The sequence below is a fragment of the Massilia sp. NBRC 108631 genome (assembly GCF_059704565.1).
This window is the reverse complement of record NZ_BAAKJE010000266.1, coordinates 15,252-31,954: the sequence shown is the minus strand read 5'-3', so window position 1 is coordinate 31,954 and position 16,703 is coordinate 15,252. Positions and strand designations below refer to the sequence as shown.

Annotated in this window: 15 protein-coding genes and 2 tRNA genes; 10 read left to right on the top strand and 7 right to left on the bottom strand. The window is 65.6% G+C overall.

The window, feature by feature from the left end; all coding sequences use genetic code 11:
* From AC6H42_RS29290 to AC6H42_RS29280, 3 genes are all read right to left on the bottom strand, one after another.
* Positions 1 to 77, bottom strand: a tRNA-Asp gene (locus tag AC6H42_RS29290).
* Between the two features lie 41 nt (positions 78 to 118).
* Positions 119 to 194 (bottom strand) — tRNA-Val (locus AC6H42_RS29285).
* 89 nt (positions 195 to 283) lie between these two features.
* Entirely contained in the window at positions 284 to 2,401 is a 2,118-nt protein-coding gene (locus AC6H42_RS29280; protein ID WP_229418092.1) for a S9 family peptidase, read from the bottom strand.
* A gap of 76 nt (positions 2,402 to 2,477) precedes the next feature.
* Between AC6H42_RS29280 and AC6H42_RS29275 the strand changes: the two genes are divergently transcribed.
* The 4 genes from AC6H42_RS29275 to AC6H42_RS29260 all read left to right on the top strand — a co-directional run bounded on the left by AC6H42_RS29275 (position 2,478) and on the right by AC6H42_RS29260 (position 5,930).
* Positions 2,478 to 3,743: an MFS transporter gene (locus AC6H42_RS29275; protein WP_497549559.1), complete on the top strand. Its 1,266-nt coding sequence runs from the start codon at positions 2,478 to 2,480 to the stop codon at positions 3,741 to 3,743.
* Positions 3,744 to 3,825: 82 nt separating this feature from the next.
* Positions 3,826 to 4,182 carry a nuclear transport factor 2 family protein gene (locus AC6H42_RS29270; RefSeq protein ID WP_497549558.1) on the top strand — a complete coding sequence of 119 codons (357 nt, stop codon included), beginning with the start codon at positions 3,826 to 3,828 and terminating at the stop codon, positions 4,180 to 4,182.
* Positions 4,183 to 4,209: 27 nt separating this feature from the next.
* Positions 4,210 to 5,064, top strand: a complete 855-nt coding sequence (locus AC6H42_RS29265) for an alpha/beta fold hydrolase (RefSeq protein ID WP_497549557.1) — start codon at positions 4,210 to 4,212, stop codon at positions 5,062 to 5,064.
* A complete protein-coding gene (locus AC6H42_RS29260; protein ID WP_497549556.1) occupies positions 5,061 to 5,930 on the top strand; it encodes a helix-turn-helix domain-containing protein in 870 nt (289 codons plus the stop codon). Before AC6H42_RS29265 ends, AC6H42_RS29260 begins: the two co-directional genes overlap by 4 nt.
* A gap of 12 nt (positions 5,931 to 5,942) precedes the next feature.
* Here AC6H42_RS29260 and AC6H42_RS29255 read toward each other — a convergent pair whose 3' ends face one another.
* On the bottom strand, positions 5,943 to 6,401 hold the full coding sequence (locus tag AC6H42_RS29255) for a nuclear transport factor 2 family protein (protein ID WP_057154063.1): 459 nt from the start codon (positions 6,399 to 6,401) through the stop codon (positions 5,943 to 5,945).
* Positions 6,402 to 6,533: 132 nt separating this feature from the next.
* Between AC6H42_RS29255 and dinB the strand changes: the two genes are divergently transcribed.
* Positions 6,534 to 7,700: a DNA polymerase IV gene (dinB, locus tag AC6H42_RS29250; RefSeq protein WP_497549555.1), complete on the top strand. Its 1,167-nt coding sequence runs from the start codon at positions 6,534 to 6,536 to the stop codon at positions 7,698 to 7,700.
* Between the two features lie 58 nt (positions 7,701 to 7,758).
* Entirely contained in the window at positions 7,759 to 8,655 is an 897-nt protein-coding gene (locus AC6H42_RS29245) for a recombination-associated protein RdgC (protein WP_056399834.1), read from the top strand.
* 31 nt (positions 8,656 to 8,686) lie between these two features.
* On the opposite strand, the gene AC6H42_RS29240 is transcribed toward AC6H42_RS29245, so the two are convergent.
* Positions 8,687 to 10,222: a class I SAM-dependent methyltransferase gene (locus AC6H42_RS29240; RefSeq protein WP_057154059.1), complete on the bottom strand. Its 1,536-nt coding sequence runs from the start codon at positions 10,220 to 10,222 to the stop codon at positions 8,687 to 8,689.
* 34 nt (positions 10,223 to 10,256) lie between these two features.
* Positions 10,257 to 10,742 carry an asparaginase domain-containing protein gene (locus AC6H42_RS29235; protein WP_057154057.1) on the bottom strand — a complete coding sequence of 162 codons (486 nt, stop codon included), beginning with the start codon at positions 10,740 to 10,742 and terminating at the stop codon, positions 10,257 to 10,259.
* 114 nt (positions 10,743 to 10,856) lie between these two features.
* On the opposite strand from AC6H42_RS29235, the gene AC6H42_RS29230 reads away from it, so the two are divergent.
* Complete coding sequence (locus tag AC6H42_RS29230) at positions 10,857 to 11,609, top strand: hypothetical protein (protein ID WP_057154056.1); 753 nt, start codon at positions 10,857 to 10,859, stop codon at positions 11,607 to 11,609.
* A 271-nt stretch (positions 11,610 to 11,880) separates the two neighbouring features.
* Here AC6H42_RS29230 and AC6H42_RS29225 read toward each other — a convergent pair whose 3' ends face one another.
* The gene (locus tag AC6H42_RS29225; RefSeq protein ID WP_057154054.1) at positions 11,881 to 12,885 is read right to left on the bottom strand and encodes a D-2-hydroxyacid dehydrogenase family protein; all 1,005 of its coding nucleotides are present in this window, start codon (positions 12,883 to 12,885) and stop codon (positions 11,881 to 11,883) included.
* 343 nt (positions 12,886 to 13,228) lie between these two features.
* Between AC6H42_RS29225 and AC6H42_RS29220 the strand changes: the two genes are divergently transcribed.
* The 3 genes from AC6H42_RS29220 to AC6H42_RS29210 all read left to right on the top strand — a co-directional run bounded on the left by AC6H42_RS29220 (position 13,229) and on the right by AC6H42_RS29210 (position 16,698).
* On the top strand, positions 13,229 to 15,085 hold the full coding sequence (locus tag AC6H42_RS29220) for a phosphoenolpyruvate carboxykinase (GTP) (protein ID WP_497549554.1): 1,857 nt from the start codon (positions 13,229 to 13,231) through the stop codon (positions 15,083 to 15,085).
* A 107-nt stretch (positions 15,086 to 15,192) separates the two neighbouring features.
* A complete protein-coding gene (locus tag AC6H42_RS29215; RefSeq protein ID WP_057154049.1) occupies positions 15,193 to 15,810 on the top strand; it encodes a TetR/AcrR family transcriptional regulator in 618 nt (205 codons plus the stop codon).
* A 210-nt stretch (positions 15,811 to 16,020) separates the two neighbouring features.
* Positions 16,021 to 16,698: a 2-hydroxychromene-2-carboxylate isomerase gene (locus AC6H42_RS29210; RefSeq protein ID WP_082551636.1), complete on the top strand. Its 678-nt coding sequence runs from the start codon at positions 16,021 to 16,023 to the stop codon at positions 16,696 to 16,698.
* Positions 16,699 to 16,703 lie beyond the last annotated feature (5 nt).

Below are 16,703 nucleotides of genomic sequence, written 5' to 3'. Positions count from 1 at the left end.
TGGCGGAGCGGACGGGACTCGAACCCGCGACCCCCGGCGTGACAGGCCGGTATTCTAACCAACTGAACTACCGCTCCGTGCTTTCGCAACTGGGCTTCATTTATCCGTGTTCTTTAGATGGTGGGCGCTGAGAGGCTCGAACTCCCGACCTAAGCCTTGTAAGGGCTCCGCTCTACCAACTGAGCTAAGCGCCCATCTGGAACACTTCGACGTGTGTCACTACGTCTGAAGGAGGCCGAATTATAGACGCCCCATTCTTGTTGCGCAAGAATTTTTTTATGCCTTACTGCGTGATGCCCCATTGCGACAGCATCCAGGCCTGCAGGAATGCGGTTTCGCCGATGGCGTTGTAGCGTCCGGAAGCGCCGCCGTGGCCGGCGCCCATATTGGTTTTGAGCAGCAGCGGGTTGGCGTCGGTCTTGTGCGCGCGCAGCTTGGCCACGTACTTGGCCGGCTCCCAGTACATCACCTGGCTGTCGTTCAGGCCGGTGGTCACCAGCATGGACGGGTAGGCTTTGCGCTCGATGTTGTCGTACGGCGAGTAGCTGCGCATGTAGTCGTAGGCCGCCTTCTGGTTCGGGTCGCCCCATTCCAGGTATTCGCCGGTGGTCAGCGGCAGGCTGGCGTCCATCATGGTGTTCATCACGTCCACGAAGGGCACGCCCACGTGCGCGGCGCGGAACAGCCCGGGGCGCATATTGAGCACCGCGCCCATCAGCAGGCCGCCGGCGCTGCGGCCGTCGATCACCAGGCGCTCCGGGCTGGTCCATTGTTCGCGCACCAGGTAGTCGGCGCTGTCGATGAAGTCGGTGAAGGTGTTCTTCTTCTTCATCAGCATGCCGTCCTTGTGCCAGTCCTCGCCCATGTCGTTGCCGCCGCGAATCTGCGCGCCGGCGTAGATGACGCCGCGTTCGAGCAGGCTCAGGCGCGCCAGCGAGAAGCGCGCGTCGTTCGGTGCACCGTAGGAGCCATAGCCGTACAGCAGCAGCGGCGCCTTGCCGTCCAGCGGCGTGCCCTTTTTGTAGACGATCCACAGCGGCACCTGCACGCCGTCGCGCGCCGGCGCCCACAGGCGGCGGCTTTCGTACTGGCTGAAGTCGAAGCCGCCCACCACCTCTTGCTGCTTGAGCAGGGTGCGCTTGCCGCTGTTCATGTCCACGTCCAGCACTTGCGGCGGGGTCAGCGGCGACTGGTAAGACACGCGGAACTGGCCGGCCGTGTAGTCCGGCGTGCCGGCGCTGTCGGCCGTGTACACCGGATCCTCGAACTGCACCGTCTGCCACGTCCTGGCGGCGAAGCTGTACAGGCGGATGCGGTTCAGCGCGCGCGTCTTCTCCGTCACCACCAGGTGGGTCTTGAACACGTCGGCCGAGCTGACCAGCACGTCCTTGTCATGCGGCACCAGCTCGACCCAGTTCTTCGGCTGCGGCGCGGCCAGCGGGGCCGTCACGATGCGGAAGTTAGGGGCGTCCTTGTCGGTGCGGATGTAGAGCCGGCCGTCGCGGTGCGTCACGCTGTAGCGGTGGCCCTTCTGGCGCGGCAGCACGGCGCGGAAAGTCCCGTTCGGCTTGGCAGCGTCCAGCAGCCGCACCTCGGCGGTGTCGGTGGCGCGCATGGTCAGCACCAGGTGCTTGCCGTCGCGGTCGCGGTTCACGTACACCGCGAACTGCTCCACCGGCTCGTGGTAGCGCTGTAGCGGCGCACCGCCGCCGGCGGCCAGGCTGAACAGGCGGTCCGAGCGCTTGGTGGTGGCGTCTTCCTGGGTCACGAACAGGGTCTTGTTGTCGCTGGCCCAGGCGATCGACGTGGTGCGCGGCATGCTGGCCGGCAGCAGCTTGCCGGTCTTCAGGTCCTTGACGCGCATCTCGTACTGGCGGAAGCCGGTCACGTCCGTGGTGTAGGCCATCAGGCGCTCGTCCGGGCTGACCACGATGGCGCCCACCGCGAAGAACTTCTTGCCCTGCGCCATCTGGTTCTGGTCCAGCAGGATTTCTTCCGGCGCCTTGTCGTCGTAAGCCATATTGGCGCCGGCGCGGCGGCGGCAATTGAGCGGGTACTGCTTGCCCGCCTCGGTGCGCGAATAGTAGTAGTAGTTGCCGCGCCGCGTAGGCACCGACAGGTCCACGTCCTGCATCCTGCCCTTGATTTCCGCGTACAGCTTGTCCGCCAGCGGCTTGCTGGCGGCAGTGGCCGCGTCGGTGTACGTGTTCTCGGCGTTCAGGTAGGCGATAACGGCCGGGTCTTCCTTCTTTTGCAGCCAGCGGTAGTCGTCGGTCACGACTTCGCCGTGGCGCGTTTCCTGCCATTGGGTTTTGGCGGCAACGGGGGCCACGTCTGCTGCAAAGGCCGGGGTAGCGGCAAGCGCGCACGCCGGCAGGATGCGGGACAGTTTCAAGGTCACTCCTTTATGGTTATTTGTGCAATGATTCTACACGGACTCAGTGCACGCAACAGCACGGAGTGTGCAATCATTACCCATGGATAAAATCGCTCCCGACACCCTGTACGGCAAGGTCAGCCTGCGCCTGGTTCCCTTCCTGTTCCTGTGCTACGTGGCGGCCTACCTGGACCGCGTCAACGTCGGCTTCGCCAAGCTGGGCATGCAGGCCGACCTGCAGTATTCGGACACCGTGTACGGCCTGGGGGCCGGCATCTTCTTCATCGGTTACTTCCTGTTCGAGCTGCCCTCCAACCTGCTGATGGCGAAAGTGGGCGCGCGCATCTGGATCGCCCGCATCATGATCAGCTGGGGCCTGATCTCGGCCGCGCTGATGTTCGCCACCACGCCGGCCAGCTTCTACGTGCTGCGCTTCCTGCTGGGCGTGGCGGAAGCCGGCTTCTTCCCCGGCATCATTCTGTACCTGACCTACTGGTATCCGGCCGAACGCCGCGCCCGCATCGTGGCGCTGTTCATGAGCGGGGTGGCGGTGGCCGGCGTGGTGGGCGGCCCGCTGTCGGGCTGGATCATGCGCGCCTTCGACGGCGAGCTCGGCCTGAAGGGCTGGCAATGGCTGTTCTTGCTGGAGGGCATCCCGTCAGTGCTGCTGGGCGTGTGGACGCTGTTCCGCCTGGACGACGGCATCCGCAGCGCGCGCTGGCTCAGCGAGCACGAGAAGCAGTACCTGGAGCGCGCCATCGGCGCGGAGGCCGGCGGCAAGCAGCGCCTGCCGCTGCGCCAACTGTTCGCCAGCGGCAAGGTGTGGCTGCTGGCGCTGGTCTACTTCCTGTTCGTGATGGGCTTGTACGGCGTGAGCTTCTGGCTGCCGCAGCTGGTGCGCAACACCGGCGTGCACGACGTGTTCCAGGTCGGCCTGCTGACCGCCATCCCCTACGGCGTGGCGGCGCTGGCCATGGTGCTGGCGGCGCGCCACTCGGACCGCAGCGGCGAGCGGCGCTGGCACGCCGCCACCGCCGCCTTCCTGGGCGCGGCCGGCCTCGCCGCATGCACCTGGTACGGCCACGACACCTGGCCGGCCATGCTGGCGCTGAGCGTGGCCACGGCCGGCATCCTGAGCACCTTTCCCATCTTCTGGAGCCTGCCGACCGGCATGCTGGGCGGCACGGCGGCGGCGGCCGGCATTGCGCTGATCAACTCGGTGGGCAACCTGGCCGGCTTCGTCAGCCCCTACCTGGTGGGCGCGGTGAAGGACGCCACCGGCAGCCCCGCCATCGGCATCTACCTGGTGGCGGCCAGCCTGGCGCTGGGCGGGGTGGTGGTACTGGCCGGGGTGAAACGGTCTTGATTACCTGGGACGTAATCGCCGCGCGGCGCAGCTTTCGGGACAATGGTTCTGTCGATAGCGACATAACCCACAGGAGATCGCCATGCACAACCCAGCCCACATCGCTGAACAATACCTGTCCGCCTGGAACGAGCGCGACGCGTCCGCCCGCCGCGCAAAAGTGGCCTGCGCCTTCACGCTGGACGCCAGCTACCTCGACCCGATGATGCGCGGCGACGGCCACACCGGCATCGACGCCATGATAGGCGCGGCGCAAGGCCATTTCCCAGGCATGCGGTTCGTGCTGGACGGTACGCCTGACGGCCACAACGACGTGGTGCGCTTCTCCTGGTCGCTGGGCGTGCCCGGCGCCGAGCCGGTGGCGCGCGGCACCGACGTGGCCACCGTCAGCGACGATGGCCGGCTGGTGAAGGTCACCGGCTTCCTGAACCAGGCCTGAGCCCGCAGACCAGACAAGAAGACCATCATGAGCCAGCCCGACGCCCCCCGCATCGCCGCACCCGGTTTCATCCGCACCGCCGACGGCGCCGATCTGTTCTACCGCGACTGGGACCAGCCGGGCGGCGAGCCGGTGCTGTTCGTCGGCGGCTGGTCGCTGCCGTCGGACGCCTGGAATTATCAGATGCTGGCGCTGCACAGCCAGGGGCTGCGCGTGATGGCCTTCGACCGGCGCGGCCATGGCCGCTCCAGCGATCCGGGACGCGGCTACGATTTCGACACGCTGGCCGGCGACATCGCCGCCGTGATCGAGGCGCTGGACCTGCGCGGCGTGACGCCGGTGGGCCACTCCATGGGCTGCAACGAAATCGTGCGCTACCTGAGCCGCCACGGCAGCGCGCGGGTGCGGCGCGTGGCCCTGCTGGGCACCATGACGCCGGTAGTCCAGCGCCTGCCGGACAACCCGGACGGCTTCGATCCCGCGCTGCTCGATTACTTCCGCAACGAGCTGCTGGGCAAGGATTTCCCGCAATGGCTGGACCACAATACGCCGCCCTTCCTGACGCCGGCAACCTCGCCCGCCCTCGCCGGCTGGCTGCGGCAACTGGCGCTGGGCACCTCGGCGCTGGCGCTGCGCGAATGCAACCGCGCCGTGACCGAAGCCGACTTCCGCCCCGAACTGCCCGGCATCGCCGTGCCGGTGCTGCTCATTGCCGGCGACCTGGACGTCAGCGCGCCGCTGGAGCTGACGGCGCGCCGCACGGCGGCCCTGCTGCCCAATGCCCGGCTGGAGGTGTACCACGGCGCGCCGCACGGCATGTTCGTGACTCACATGGGGCGTGTCAACGGCGACCTGCTCGAATTCATCTCGGAGCCCGCATGAGCGCCGCCGCACCCGGCCAGTACTTCAGCGACTTCGCGGCTGCGCTGCGCTACTGGCGCGGCAAGCGCGGCCACAGCCAGCTGCGGCTGGCCACCGAGAGCGGCATTTCGCAGCGCCACATCAGTTTCCTGGAAAGCGGGCGTTCGCAGCCGAGCCGCGACATGATACTGAAGCTGGGCATGGCGCTCGACATCCCGCTGCGCGAACGCAATGTGATGCTGCTGGCGGCAGGGTACGCGCCGGCCTACCAGGAGCGCAAGATGGACGACCCGGAGCTGCGCGCCGTCAAGCGGGCGCTCGATTTCATGCTGGCCCAGCAGGCGCCGTATCCGGCGCTGGTGGTGGACCGGCTGTGGAACCTGGTGATGAGCAACGAGCCCGCCAACCATTTCTTCAAATGGCTGCTCGGCATGCCGGACCAGGCGCAGATCCCGCGCGACGGCAGCATCAACGTGCTCAAGCTGACGCTGGCGCCGGACGGCCTGCGGCCCTATCTGCAGAACTGGGAAGAGGTCGGCGCCGACCTGCTGCACTGGATACAGCGCGAAGCCATGAGCGACGGTCCCGGCAGCGAGGCCAGCACGCTGCTGTCCGAGCTGCGCACGCTGTCAGCGCTGCCGGGTGCCGGGCCCGGGGCTGCCGGCGCGGGCGCCGCCGGACTGGCTCCCGACTTCGACCGCCGCGCCTTGCCCTTCCTGCCGCTCGCCATCCGCAAGGACGGCGTGGCGCTGAACCTGTTCACCACCATCACCACGCTGGGCACGCCGCACGACGTCACCGTGCACGAACTGCGGCTGGAAGCCTTCTTCCCGGCCGACGAGGCGAGCGCGGAATGGTTGCGCAGCTTTAGCGCGCGCCATGCTTGAGTTTGGTTTTAATTATTTGCGGCTGGTCTGCCGCTTTTCATCGTGGTACTGCCACAGCACGTTGATGATTTTCCATTCGCTGCGCTGGTTCTTGTACAGGTGCATATAGTCGATCCACTCGTCGGCCGTCAGTTTCACCGTGGCGACGCGCTTGTCGATGTCCAGGATCTTGATGTCCACGCGCGGGGAGGGCGGAAACTTGTTGCCATCCTTGTTGTAAGTCCTGGCTACTTGCAGCATGGTCTCGTAATCCGTCTGCATGACGAATTCCGTCCCATCCGCCGCTTGCCAGTAAGTCCGCTTGGCGAGTTGCCGGTCTAGCCCGCGCTCCATCAGTGCGGGGTCCGCCTTGTGCTGCGATTCGATATAGTCCCGCACGGCCCGCTCGATCGCCTGCTGGTCCGCAGGAGCGGCGGCGTGGGACAGGAAGGGCAACAGCGCCAGGGTCAACAGCATCAGTACGCGTTTCATGTGGTCCGGCCTGTTCAGTAGTTGGCAAGAGAACCACATGAAAACACAAACCCGGCCGTCATGGCAATGGCGCTGGATACTGTATATAATTACAGTATTACAATCACCGTCCTTGCCCGTCCTGTCTCCGCCATGGCCGAAACGCGCCGCATTGCCCACCTCGACATGGATGCGTTCTACGCGTCCGTGGAGCTGCTGCGCTACCCGGAACTGCGCGGCCAGCCGGTGGTGATCGGTGGCGGCTCGCGCCACCAGCCGGTGCTGCTGCCGGACGGCAGCCGCAAGTTCTCCCGCCTGCGCGACTACGTGGGGCGGGGCGTGGTCACCACGTCCACCTACGAGGCGCGCGCGCTCGGCGTGTTCTCCGCCATGGGCACCATGAAAGCGGCCGCGCTGGCGCCGGACGCGGTGCTGCTGCCGACCGACTTCGATTCCTACCGCCGCCTGTCGCGCCTGTTCAAGGCCGCCGTGGCCGAGATCGCGCCCCATATCGAAGACCGCGGCATCGATGAAATCTACATCGACCTGAGCGAACATGAAGAGGAAACGCGCGCACTGGCGCTGCGCATCAAGCAGGCCGTCAAGGACGCCACCGGCCTGTCCTGCTCGATCGGCATCGCGCCCAACAAGCTGCTGGCCAAGATCTGCTCCGACCTGGAAAAGCCCAACGGCCTGACCGTCGTCTCGCACGACGACGTGCGCACCCGCATCTGGCCGCTGGCGGTGCGCAAGGTCAACGGCATCGGTCCCAAGGCGGACGCCCGGCTGGCCGCGCTCGGCATCGACACCGTGGGCCAGGTGGCCGCCGCCGACGACGCGCTGCTGCAGGAACATTTCGGCCTGAACTATGCCACCTGGCTCAAGCGCATCGCGCACGGGCTGGACGAGCGCGCCGTGGTCACCAGCCACGAGCCCAAGTCCATCAGCCGCGAAACCACCTTCGAGCGCGACCTGCACGCCAAGCACGACCGCGAGGCGCTGTCCGACATCTTCACCCGCCTGTGCCAGCGCCTGGGCGAAGACCTGGAACGCAAGCGTTACGTGGGCCGCACGGTGGGCATCAAGCTGCGCTATTCGGACTTTAGCCGGGTGACGCGCGACGTCACCCTGCCGGCGCCCACGGCCGACGCGGCCGCCATTCGGCGCGCCGCCGGCGAATGCCTGCGGCGGGTGCCGCTGGAGCAGCGCCTGCGCCTGCTGGGCGTGAAAATCAGCGCCCTGTCCAGCATGGACGATCCGGGCCTGCTCCAATCCGCAACACGCCAGCCGCAGCAGGGCGATCTTTTCGCGGACCTGTAACGCACGCGTGTAAAATGTCGTTCCCCCAGAATTTAGTTGAACAAAGGCAAACTCAAATATGTGGTTCAAGAATCTGCAAATCTACCGTCTGCCCGCGCCCTGGGCATTTACTCCAGAACAACTCGAAGCAGCGCTGAGCACCAACGCGTTCTCGCCGGCCAGCAGCAATGAACTGCTGCGCCAGGGTTGGGACAAGCCGCGTCCGAACGGCGGCCTGGTGCACGTGGTCAACAACCAGATGCTGATCCTGCTGGGCACCGAGAAAAAGCTGCTGCCGGCCACCGTCATCAACCAGGTGGCCAAGGCCCGCGCGGCCGAGATGGAAGAAGCGCAAGGTTTCGCCCCCGGCAAGAAAGCCATGAAAGAACTGAAGGAACGCGTGGCCGACGAGCTGCTGCCGCGCGCCTTCTCGATCCGCGGCAACGTGTGGACCTGGATCGACCCGGTCAACGGCTGGCTGGTGGTCGATGCCGCCAGCCCGGCCAAGGCCGACGAAGTGATCAAGCTGCTGCTGAAAGCGGTAGACCGCATGCCGCTGGAAAGCCTGCGCGTGCAGCGCTCGCCGGTGGGAGTGATGACCGAATGGCTGCAGGCCGACGATTCGCCGGTGGGCTTCACGGTGGACATGGACACCGAGCTGCGCGCCACCGGCGAGAGCAAGGCCGCCGTGCGCTATGTGCGCCACACGCTGGAAGCGGACGAGGTGCGCCGCCACATCGCCGCCGGCAAGCAGTGCACGCGCCTGGCCATGACGTGGGAAAGCAAGATCTCCTTCACCTTGACCGAGTCGCTGGCGCTGAAAGGCATCAAGCCGCTGGACGTGCTGAAGGAAACCGAGTCCAGCACCCGCAACGACGACGAGCGCTTCGACGGCGACTTCATGCTGATGACCGGCGAGCTGAGCAAGATGATGGCCGACGTGGTCGAAGCCCTGGGCGGCGAAGCGAAAGCCTGATGAAAAAAGACCCGCTGGCGCGGGTCTTTTTTTACGCGGCGATGCCGAGGGCGCGCATGACGGGCAGCGTATCCGCGACAAAAAGCTCCGCCAGGCGGCGCAGCTCGGCGCCTTGCTCGGCCGCTGATAGCACCTCGCCCTGTTTCTGCAGCAGCTGGTTCTGGCTTTTCAGCACACCCTCAACGAAGGCGCCCAGCTGCGCTGCACCGGTGTCGCCCTGCGCATAGGCAAGCAGGAACATCTGCGTGAAGCGGTCCATGCGGCAACCGCCGCCGGTGACCGGGGACGCCAGGTACAGCACCTCGGTGCCGGTCACGGCCATTTCGCACAGATAGCGGTTCAGGCGGTCGGTCTGCGGGCGCGCGCCGGCGATGGCGTGGTCGTCCTGCACGGCAAGCAGGGTGCCGTTGTTGGACAGGATCATCACCAGTTCGAGGAGCTGCTGCAGGGTCAGACCCCGTTCGCTCAGCGCGGCTTCGATCTCGCCCAGCGTGCGCGGCTGATGGTCGGCCAGCAATTCCAGCACCGGGCCGTATACTTTTTGGTCCAGCGCGGCTTCGCCCAGCAGGCCTGCCGTCTTCAGCACCACATCCTTGCGCGGCACCGCCAGCACGATTTTTTGCTGGCGCAGCAGCGCGTCGCGCGCGGCATTGCTCAGGCGGCGCGGACCGCGCACCCAGTAGTCGCGCCGGAACTGCTGGTTCATCATGAAGTCGCGCACCGTCTCGCGGAACGAGGGGTCCGGCAACTCCGCCAGCAACGCCTGTTGTTCGGCGGTCAGGTTCAGCGGGTCGATGTGTTCCAGGTAGTGCGCGGAGCAGGCAAAGGTCAGTTTTGCCTGTTGCAGCTGCTGCGCCGTGGCAGAGAACGACATCGGGGTCCAGTCGCGATTGAAGTACTCGTGCGCCACATAGCTGCGGTCCAGGCTCTTCAGCGTGGAGACGCGCTGGGCTACGGCCGGATTCTGCGCCAGGAAGCGCGGTTCCGTGGCGAACAGGCGCTGCGCAAAATCGAGCGATTGGTCGATGCGATTCAGCACACCCTTGCCCGGCACGCCCATCACCTGGCAGTGTTCGGCGAGCAGGTCGCGCATCGGCGCCATCGCTGCCCAGCCGGGCTGGGTGTTGTAGCTAACGTAGAGCACACCGCCCGGTTTCAGCTTGCGCTGCACAAACTCCACCAGGATCGCGCGGTTCTCCTCCGAAATCCAGCTCCAGATGCCATGCATGGCGATGAAGTCAAAGTCGGGCAGGTTGCTGCGGCTGCAGAATTGCGCGAAGGATTCGTCATGCAGTTGCGCGTGCGCGTCGGACGCGACCGCCATGTCCTGGGCAAAAGCGGCTTGCGACGGGTTGAAGTCGGTGCCGTGCCATTCGGTGACCGAGGCGGCAGCATGGACATTGATGCTCACGCCCTGGCCGAAGCCGAGTTCGCATGCCGCGCCCACTTCGGGGAAGGCCAGGCCGGCGTGCAAAAAGGCCAGCTTCAGGCGCAGGGGGTTCAGTTCAGGGTAGAGGCCAAAGGTATAGCCGATGTCGGCTACGTAGCCGGCGGACCAGTCAGACATTGCAGTTCCTGAGAATTGAGAAATGGCGCGTATTTTACAGAGGCTGGAAGACGCCGGCCGCACGGTTCTTCTGCACATTGTCCCAGCTGAAAATACGGCCGTTCATGGCGACGTACACGCCGGCCGGCAGGGTCTGTGCCACGCCGCAGGCGAAGCCCAGGTTGAACAGCGCGTCCGAGTTGGCGATTTCATAAGGAATCATGGCGCCGGTCAACACTATGGTCTGTTCCAGGCTGGCCGCGCCCAGCACGGCGGCGGTTTCCTTCATGGTGTCGGTGCCGTGCACGATGACGATGGCCTTCTCGGCGGCGGCGCGGCAGGCAGCCAGCACGCGTTCGCGGTCGGCGTCCTGCATGTCCAGCGAATCCAGCAGCGGCAACTGCTCCAGCGTGGCGCCCACCGTCATGCGCGACTGCGCAATGGCTTGCGGCAAGTGGCTGTCGGCGAAAGCCAACGTGCCGTTCAGTTCGTTGTAGTGCTTGTCGAAAGTGCCGCCGGTGGCAATGATGCGCAGGGTCATGATGGAATCCGTAAGAGAGTGGGGAAGAATGCGCGCATGATAACTTGATCGACACTCATCTGGAAACTTCGGCATACTCGGACTACACTGGTTTCTTTTGTTCGGCAGCCACCCATGAAAGTACTCGCACCCGGTACCGTTATTTTCCACCGCCATCGCGGCTATGGCGTGATCACGGCCGTCAATTTGCTGACCGGCTGGATCGCCGCGCGGTTCGGCAGCGAGTCGCGCACCCTGGACCTGAACCTGTCCACCGACGAAGTGCAGTTTGCCGACGGCGAAGCGATCCTGTTCCGGCGCGCGCCGCCGGACCGCATGCCGCACGCGCGGCTGATGGCCATGGTGCGCGAGCTGCACCGGGCCGGTTATCAAAAGCTGTACCTGTACTCCTGGCCCAAGCCGTCCGGCCTGCACTGGCGCTGGCACCTGTTTACCGGGCCACGCGACTGGATGCAGCGTTCCTGGCGCGAAGGATGGTACGGTTCCGGCGCCGACTACAACGTCAATCCGGTGATGGGCTGGGGCGACACGCCGGGCGCCAGCACCAACGAGCTGATTGGCGCGCTGGCCCGCTTCGACCCGCAAGGCCTGGCGCAGGCGCTGGGCCGGGACGAAGACCACGCGGCCTGGTTCGCCCACGTCTGCGACCATTTGCTTCCCGGCTACATGTACAGCCTGGACATGGCGCGTCCCGACGGCGGCCCGCTGACGGACATGCCGCCGGTGCCGGTGATCCCGGTACGCGCCACGCTGCCCCCGTACAGCGGCCCCGACCTGGCCTGGCCGCCTGGCTGGGCCGGCCTGTGGACCAAGGTCCACGCCCTGCCCGTCCCCCGCCCCAACCTCACCGGCATTCCCGAATCCTAAGCACTGTCAGCCTCCCCCTACAGGCAGCCTGAGCCGCATCCCCCCGACTTCGGGGTCAGACCCCGAAGTGGGGGGGATGCGGCTCAGTTCGTGTGGTGCAAACACCGGTCCGGCTGGCTGAACCGGCTCTGGACCAAATCTACGCCACGTTGCATCTGTCCCCGGTTCATGCGCTTCCCGAAACGCTGACAAGCGTCAGTCTTTCCCTACAGGCAGCCTGAGCCGCATTCGTCCAACTTCGGGGTCTGACCCCGAAGTGTGCAAATGCGGCTTAGCTTGCTTGGCGTGGATGGGTGGCGTAGCCGGGGTTGAGGATGGTCTTGCAGTTGCCGTTGGCGAAATCGACCAGGTTCTGGAAGGCGTGCCGGAAGTACAGCTCGTAGCTGTCTTTTTCGACGTAGCCGAGGTGGGGCGTGGCCAGCACGTTGGGCATGCGCAGCAGCACGTCGTCTTGCGGCAGCGGTTCGCTGGCGAACACATCCAGCGCGGCGGCGCCCGGCGCGCCCAGCTTGAGCGCCGCCTCCAGCGCACCGTCGGCCACCAGTTCGGCGCGGCTGGTGTTGACGAACAGCGCTCCCGGCTTCATGCGCGCCAGGTCTTCGGCCGTGACGATGCCGCGCGTGGCCTCGGCCAGCCGCAGGTGCAGGCTGAGCACGTCCGCTTCGGCAAACAATTGCTCGCGCGACGCCGCCGCCGCATAACCGTCTGCCAGCGCTGCGTCGCGGCTGGCTTGCCCGCCCCAGACGATCACTTTCATGCCGAAAGCCTTGCCGTAGCCGGCGATCAGTTTGCCGATCTTGCCATAGCTCCAGATCGCCAGCGTGCGGCCCTTGAGCACCGTGCCCACTGTGTTGTATTCCGGCAGGTTGGACACGGTCTGCCACAGCCCGGCCCGCAAATTGGCGGCATATGGCACGAGCTTGCGCTGGGCCGCCATGATCAGCGCCCACGTCAGCTCGGCCGGCGCGGTGGGCGAGCCCACGCCTTCGGCAATGGCAATGCCCAGCTCGGTGGCGGCGGCCACGTCGATGTGGCCGCTGACTTTCCCGGTCTGCGAGATCAGCTTCAGGTTCGGCAGCTTGGCCAGCAGCGCGCGCGAAAACTCGGTGCGCTCGCGTATCAGCACCAGCGCCTCGAACGGCGCCAGCCGCGCCGCGAGCTGGCCCACGCCGCGGCTGGAATTGTTGAATACTTTGACATCATGGCCGTCCAGCATACGGAAGCAGTCCAGGCTGCGGGCGGCGTCCTGGTAGTCGTCGAGAATTGCTATTTTCATAATTGTGCAAGTGATTTTGACAGGGTTTCGTAGCGAAATAACGGGTTTGATAATTTCCAGAATAGCTTACTACTTTACTCAACCAATTTTCCTACATTTTCGACTGAATCGCGGGGGGGCGGGTGTACAATCCCCAGCAATTTGGAGCCCGACAGTGGGTTCCCGCAATACGTTCCATCAGCGCCGTTACATAATTGGTGCTGCGCGCCCGGGTAGGGCGCACCGACATGACCGCCGTACCGCCGAAGCATTAAAGAATGCCTTTCCGAGCGCAAGCCACAAGCTGACGACGATCTGCCGTGCCGGGACAAGACAAGAATTCTTTATTGGCATTGGAGGTACTATGAATCAGCCCGTTATGACTGGCGTTGCAGCACTGAACGTCCCAGCTTACATCAAACACCAGAAACTCATCGACTGGGTGGCCGAAGTGGCCGCGCTGACCCGTCCTGCCCGCATCTACTGGTGCGACGGCTCGCAGGAAGAGTACGACCGCCTGTGCGGCGAAATGGTGGCCGCCGGCACGATGAAAAAGCTGAACCAGGCGCTGCGCCCGAATTCCTACCTGGCCTGCTCGGACCCCACCGACGTGGCGCGCGTGGAAGACCGCACCTTCATCTGCTCGAAAACCAAGGAAGAGGCCGGCCCGACCAACAACTGGATGGCCCCGGCTGAAATGCGCACCACCCTGAACGGCCTGTTCGACGGCTGCATGGCCGGCCGCACGCTGTACGTGGTGCCGTTCTCGATGGGGCCGCTGGGCTCGCCGATCGCCCACATCGGCGTCGAGCTGTCCGACTCGCCTTATGTCGCGGTCAACATGCGCATCATGACGCGCATGGGCAAAGCCGTGTACGACGTGCTGGGTACGGACGGCGACTTTGTGCCGGCCATCCACACCGTGGGCGCGCCGCTGGCCGAAGGCCAGCAGGACGTCGCGTGGCCCTGCAACGCCACCAAGTACATCGTGCATTTCCCGGAAACCCGCGAAATCTGGTCCTACGGCTCCGGCTACGGCGGCAACGCGCTGCTGGGCAAGAAGTGCTTCGCGCTGCGCATCGCCTCCAATATGGGCTTCCAGGAAGCGCAGTCCGGCAAGAGCGCCGGCTGGCTGGCTGAGCATATGCTGATCCTGGGCGTGGAATCGCCGGAAGGCAAGAAGCACTACGTCGCTGCCGCCTTCCCGTCGGCCTGTGGCAAGACCAACTTCGCCATGCTGATCCCGCCAGCGAGCTTCAACGGCTGGAAAGTGACCACCATCGGCGACGATATCGCCTGGATCAAGCCGGGCGCGGACGGCCGCCTGTACGCCATCAACCCGGAAGCGGGCTACTTCGGCGTGGCCCCCGGCACCAACACCAAGACCAACTCGAACTGCATGGCTTGCCTGGGCGAGAACACCATCTTCACCAACGTCGCGCTGACCGACGACGGCGACGTGTGGTGGGAAGGCCTGACCAAGGAAGCGCCTGCGCACCTGATCGACTGGCAGGGCAAGGACTGGACCCCGGCCTCCGGCACCAAGGCCGCCCATCCGAACGCGCGCTTTACCGTGGCCGCGACCCAGAACCCGGTCATCGACCCGGCCTGGGACGACCCGGCCGGCGTGCCGATCTCGGCCTTCATCTTCGGCGGCCGCCGCTCCACCACCGTGCCGCTGGTCACTGAAGCGCGCAACTGGGTGGAAGGCGTCTACATGGCAGCGACCATGGGTTCCGAAACCACCGCCGCCGCCGCCGGCCAGATGGGCGTGGTGCGCCGCGACCCGTTCGCCATGCTGCCGTTCATCGGCTACAACATGAGCGACTACTTCCAGCACTGGCTGAACCTGGGCCAGAAGGTCGGCGCCCGCGCACCGAAGATCTACTGCGTGAACTGGTTCCGCACCGACGCCGACGGCAAGTTCGTCTGGCCCGGCTTCGGCGACAATATGCGCGTGCTGAAGTGGATGCTGGAACGCATCGACGGCCAGGCCAGCGGCGTGGAAAACGTGTTCGGCGTGACCCCGGAGTTCAAGGACCTGAACTGGGACGGCCTGAACTTCACGCAAGCGCAGTTCGACCAGATCACCTCGATCGACAAGAACGCCTGGACCGAAGAGCTGAAGCTGCACGCCGAGCTGTTCGAGAAGCTGGCCTATCACCTGCCGCAGGAACTGGTGGCCACCAAGGCTGAAATCGAGAAGCGCCTGGCCAACTAAGCAGGCAGCATCCCGTAACAATGGCGCGGCTCCGGACGCGCCATTTTTTTTGCCTGTTTTTTTACATTCGTCGTTTACATTTCGCACAGGTGTGCTAAAGTTTGGGCATGAACACCCTGTCCTCCAAAAGCGAAGCCACTTACAGCGCCATCCTGGGCACTGCCTACCAGATGGCGGCGGCCGACGGCATCGGCAAGCTGTCGCTGGGCGAGGTGGCCAAGCGCACCGGCATCAGCAAGAGCGGCGTGTTTTCCCGCGTCGGCTCGCTGGAAGCGCTGCAGGGCGACGTGCTGGACGAGTACGACCGCCGCTTCGCCGAGGATGTCTTCATGCCTTCGCTCAAGCTGGCGCCCGGCCTGCCGCGCCTGGTGGCGCAGGTGGAGCGCTGGATTGCGCGCTGCCGCGACACCGGCCCCGGTTCCGGCTGCCTGTACACGGCGGGCGCCTTCGAGTTCGACGACCTGGACGGCGCGCTGCGCGACCGCCTGCAGCAGGGCGTGGAGCGCTGGCGCGCCTCGCTGCGCAAGACCGTGCGGCAGGCCATGGACCTGGGCCATCTGCGCCCCGATACCGACGCTGAACAGCTGGTGTTCGAAATTTACTGCCTGATCGTGGGCTTGCTGCACGATACCCGCTTCATGCGCGACCCGGCGGCGCCGGGCCGCATGATGCTGGCCTTCAGCCGCCTGATATCGACCTACAAAAGCTTCACCTACCAGGGATGACAGCCGCAGCCGACAACGCGGTGGCCGGCTGCGCCGCCGTTTTTTTTCAACTAGTTTCGCACGCCTGTGCGAAAAAGGAGAGCATCATGACCAAAGCCCTGTTCCTCACCGTCGTCGCCTGCTGCCTGCTGTTCAGCCCGCGGCTGGTGGATGCGCTGCGCGCGCTGCCCGACAGCAACGACGAATTCGGCCTGTGCTGAGAGGGCCGCCATGGAACCGATAGATTTCTACTTCGACTTCGGCTCGCCCTACGGCTATTTCGCCGCCACCTGCATCGACGAGCTGGCGGCGCGCCACCGGCGCGCAGTGCGCTGGCATCCCATCATGATGGCGGCGGTGTTCGAGACCACCGGCGGCATGCCCTTGCCGATGGTGCCCATCAAGGGCAGCTACGTGCAGCACGATATGGACCGCACCGCGCGCCAGCACGGCATCGCCTACCGCCAGCCGGCCACCTTCCCGCAGCTGCTGCTGGGCGCGCCGCGCGCCATGCTGTGGCTACGCCAGGAATTCGGCGACGAACTGGCGGTGCGCTTTGCCAAACGCTGCCTGCAAGCCTACTTCGCCGACCGCGTGGACGTGGCGGACGACGAGGTGCTGGGCGGTATCGCCGCAGGCCTGGGCGTGCCTGCCCGGGCCATGCTGGCGGCGATCCGCTCGCGCGAGGTGAAGGAATTGCTGAAGCAGGAAACCGCCGCCGCCATGGCGCGCGGCGTGTTCGGTTCGCCCTTCGTCATCGCCGACAAGGAGCCGTTCTGGGGCTTCGACCGCTTCGGCCAGCTGGAAGCGTGGCTGGCCGGCGGCGGCGTGTCGTGGAGCTACTGGGCGCGCAAGCCGAAGATCGTCTCCAGCCTGGGCCACCGCAGCGCCCCGCGCACTGCGGCCTGACGGCC

What these genes read in the sequence shown, in the direction of transcription:
- AC6H42_RS29275 (WP_497549559.1), top strand. Translation starts at nt 2,478, where the DNA reads ATGGATAAAATCGCTCCCGACACCCTGTACGGCAAGGTCAGCCTGCGC.
- AC6H42_RS29240 (WP_057154059.1), bottom strand. Translation starts at nt 10,222, where the DNA reads ATGTCTGACTGGTCCGCCGGCTACGTAGCCGACATCGGCTATACCTTT.
- dinB (WP_497549555.1), top strand. Translation starts at nt 6,534, where the DNA reads ATGGCCGAAACGCGCCGCATTGCCCACCTCGACATGGATGCGTTCTAC.
- AC6H42_RS29255 (WP_057154063.1), bottom strand. Translation starts at nt 6,401, where the DNA reads ATGAAACGCGTACTGATGCTGTTGACCCTGGCGCTGTTGCCCTTCCTG.
- AC6H42_RS29230 (WP_057154056.1), top strand. Translation starts at nt 10,857, where the DNA reads ATGAAAGTACTCGCACCCGGTACCGTTATTTTCCACCGCCATCGCGGC.
- AC6H42_RS29235 (WP_057154057.1), bottom strand. Translation starts at nt 10,742, where the DNA reads ATGACCCTGCGCATCATTGCCACCGGCGGCACTTTCGACAAGCACTAC.
- AC6H42_RS29225 (WP_057154054.1), bottom strand. Translation starts at nt 12,885, where the DNA reads ATGAAAATAGCAATTCTCGACGACTACCAGGACGCCGCCCGCAGCCTG.
- AC6H42_RS29270 (WP_497549558.1), top strand. Translation starts at nt 3,826, where the DNA reads ATGCACAACCCAGCCCACATCGCTGAACAATACCTGTCCGCCTGGAAC.
- AC6H42_RS29210 (WP_082551636.1), top strand. Translation starts at nt 16,021, where the DNA reads ATGGAACCGATAGATTTCTACTTCGACTTCGGCTCGCCCTACGGCTAT.
- AC6H42_RS29265 (WP_497549557.1), top strand. Translation starts at nt 4,210, where the DNA reads ATGAGCCAGCCCGACGCCCCCCGCATCGCCGCACCCGGTTTCATCCGC.
- AC6H42_RS29245 (WP_056399834.1), top strand. Translation starts at nt 7,759, where the DNA reads ATGTGGTTCAAGAATCTGCAAATCTACCGTCTGCCCGCGCCCTGGGCA.
- AC6H42_RS29260 (WP_497549556.1), top strand. Translation starts at nt 5,061, where the DNA reads ATGAGCGCCGCCGCACCCGGCCAGTACTTCAGCGACTTCGCGGCTGCG.
- AC6H42_RS29215 (WP_057154049.1), top strand. Translation starts at nt 15,193, where the DNA reads ATGAACACCCTGTCCTCCAAAAGCGAAGCCACTTACAGCGCCATCCTG.
- AC6H42_RS29220 (WP_497549554.1), top strand. Translation starts at nt 13,229, where the DNA reads ATGAATCAGCCCGTTATGACTGGCGTTGCAGCACTGAACGTCCCAGCT.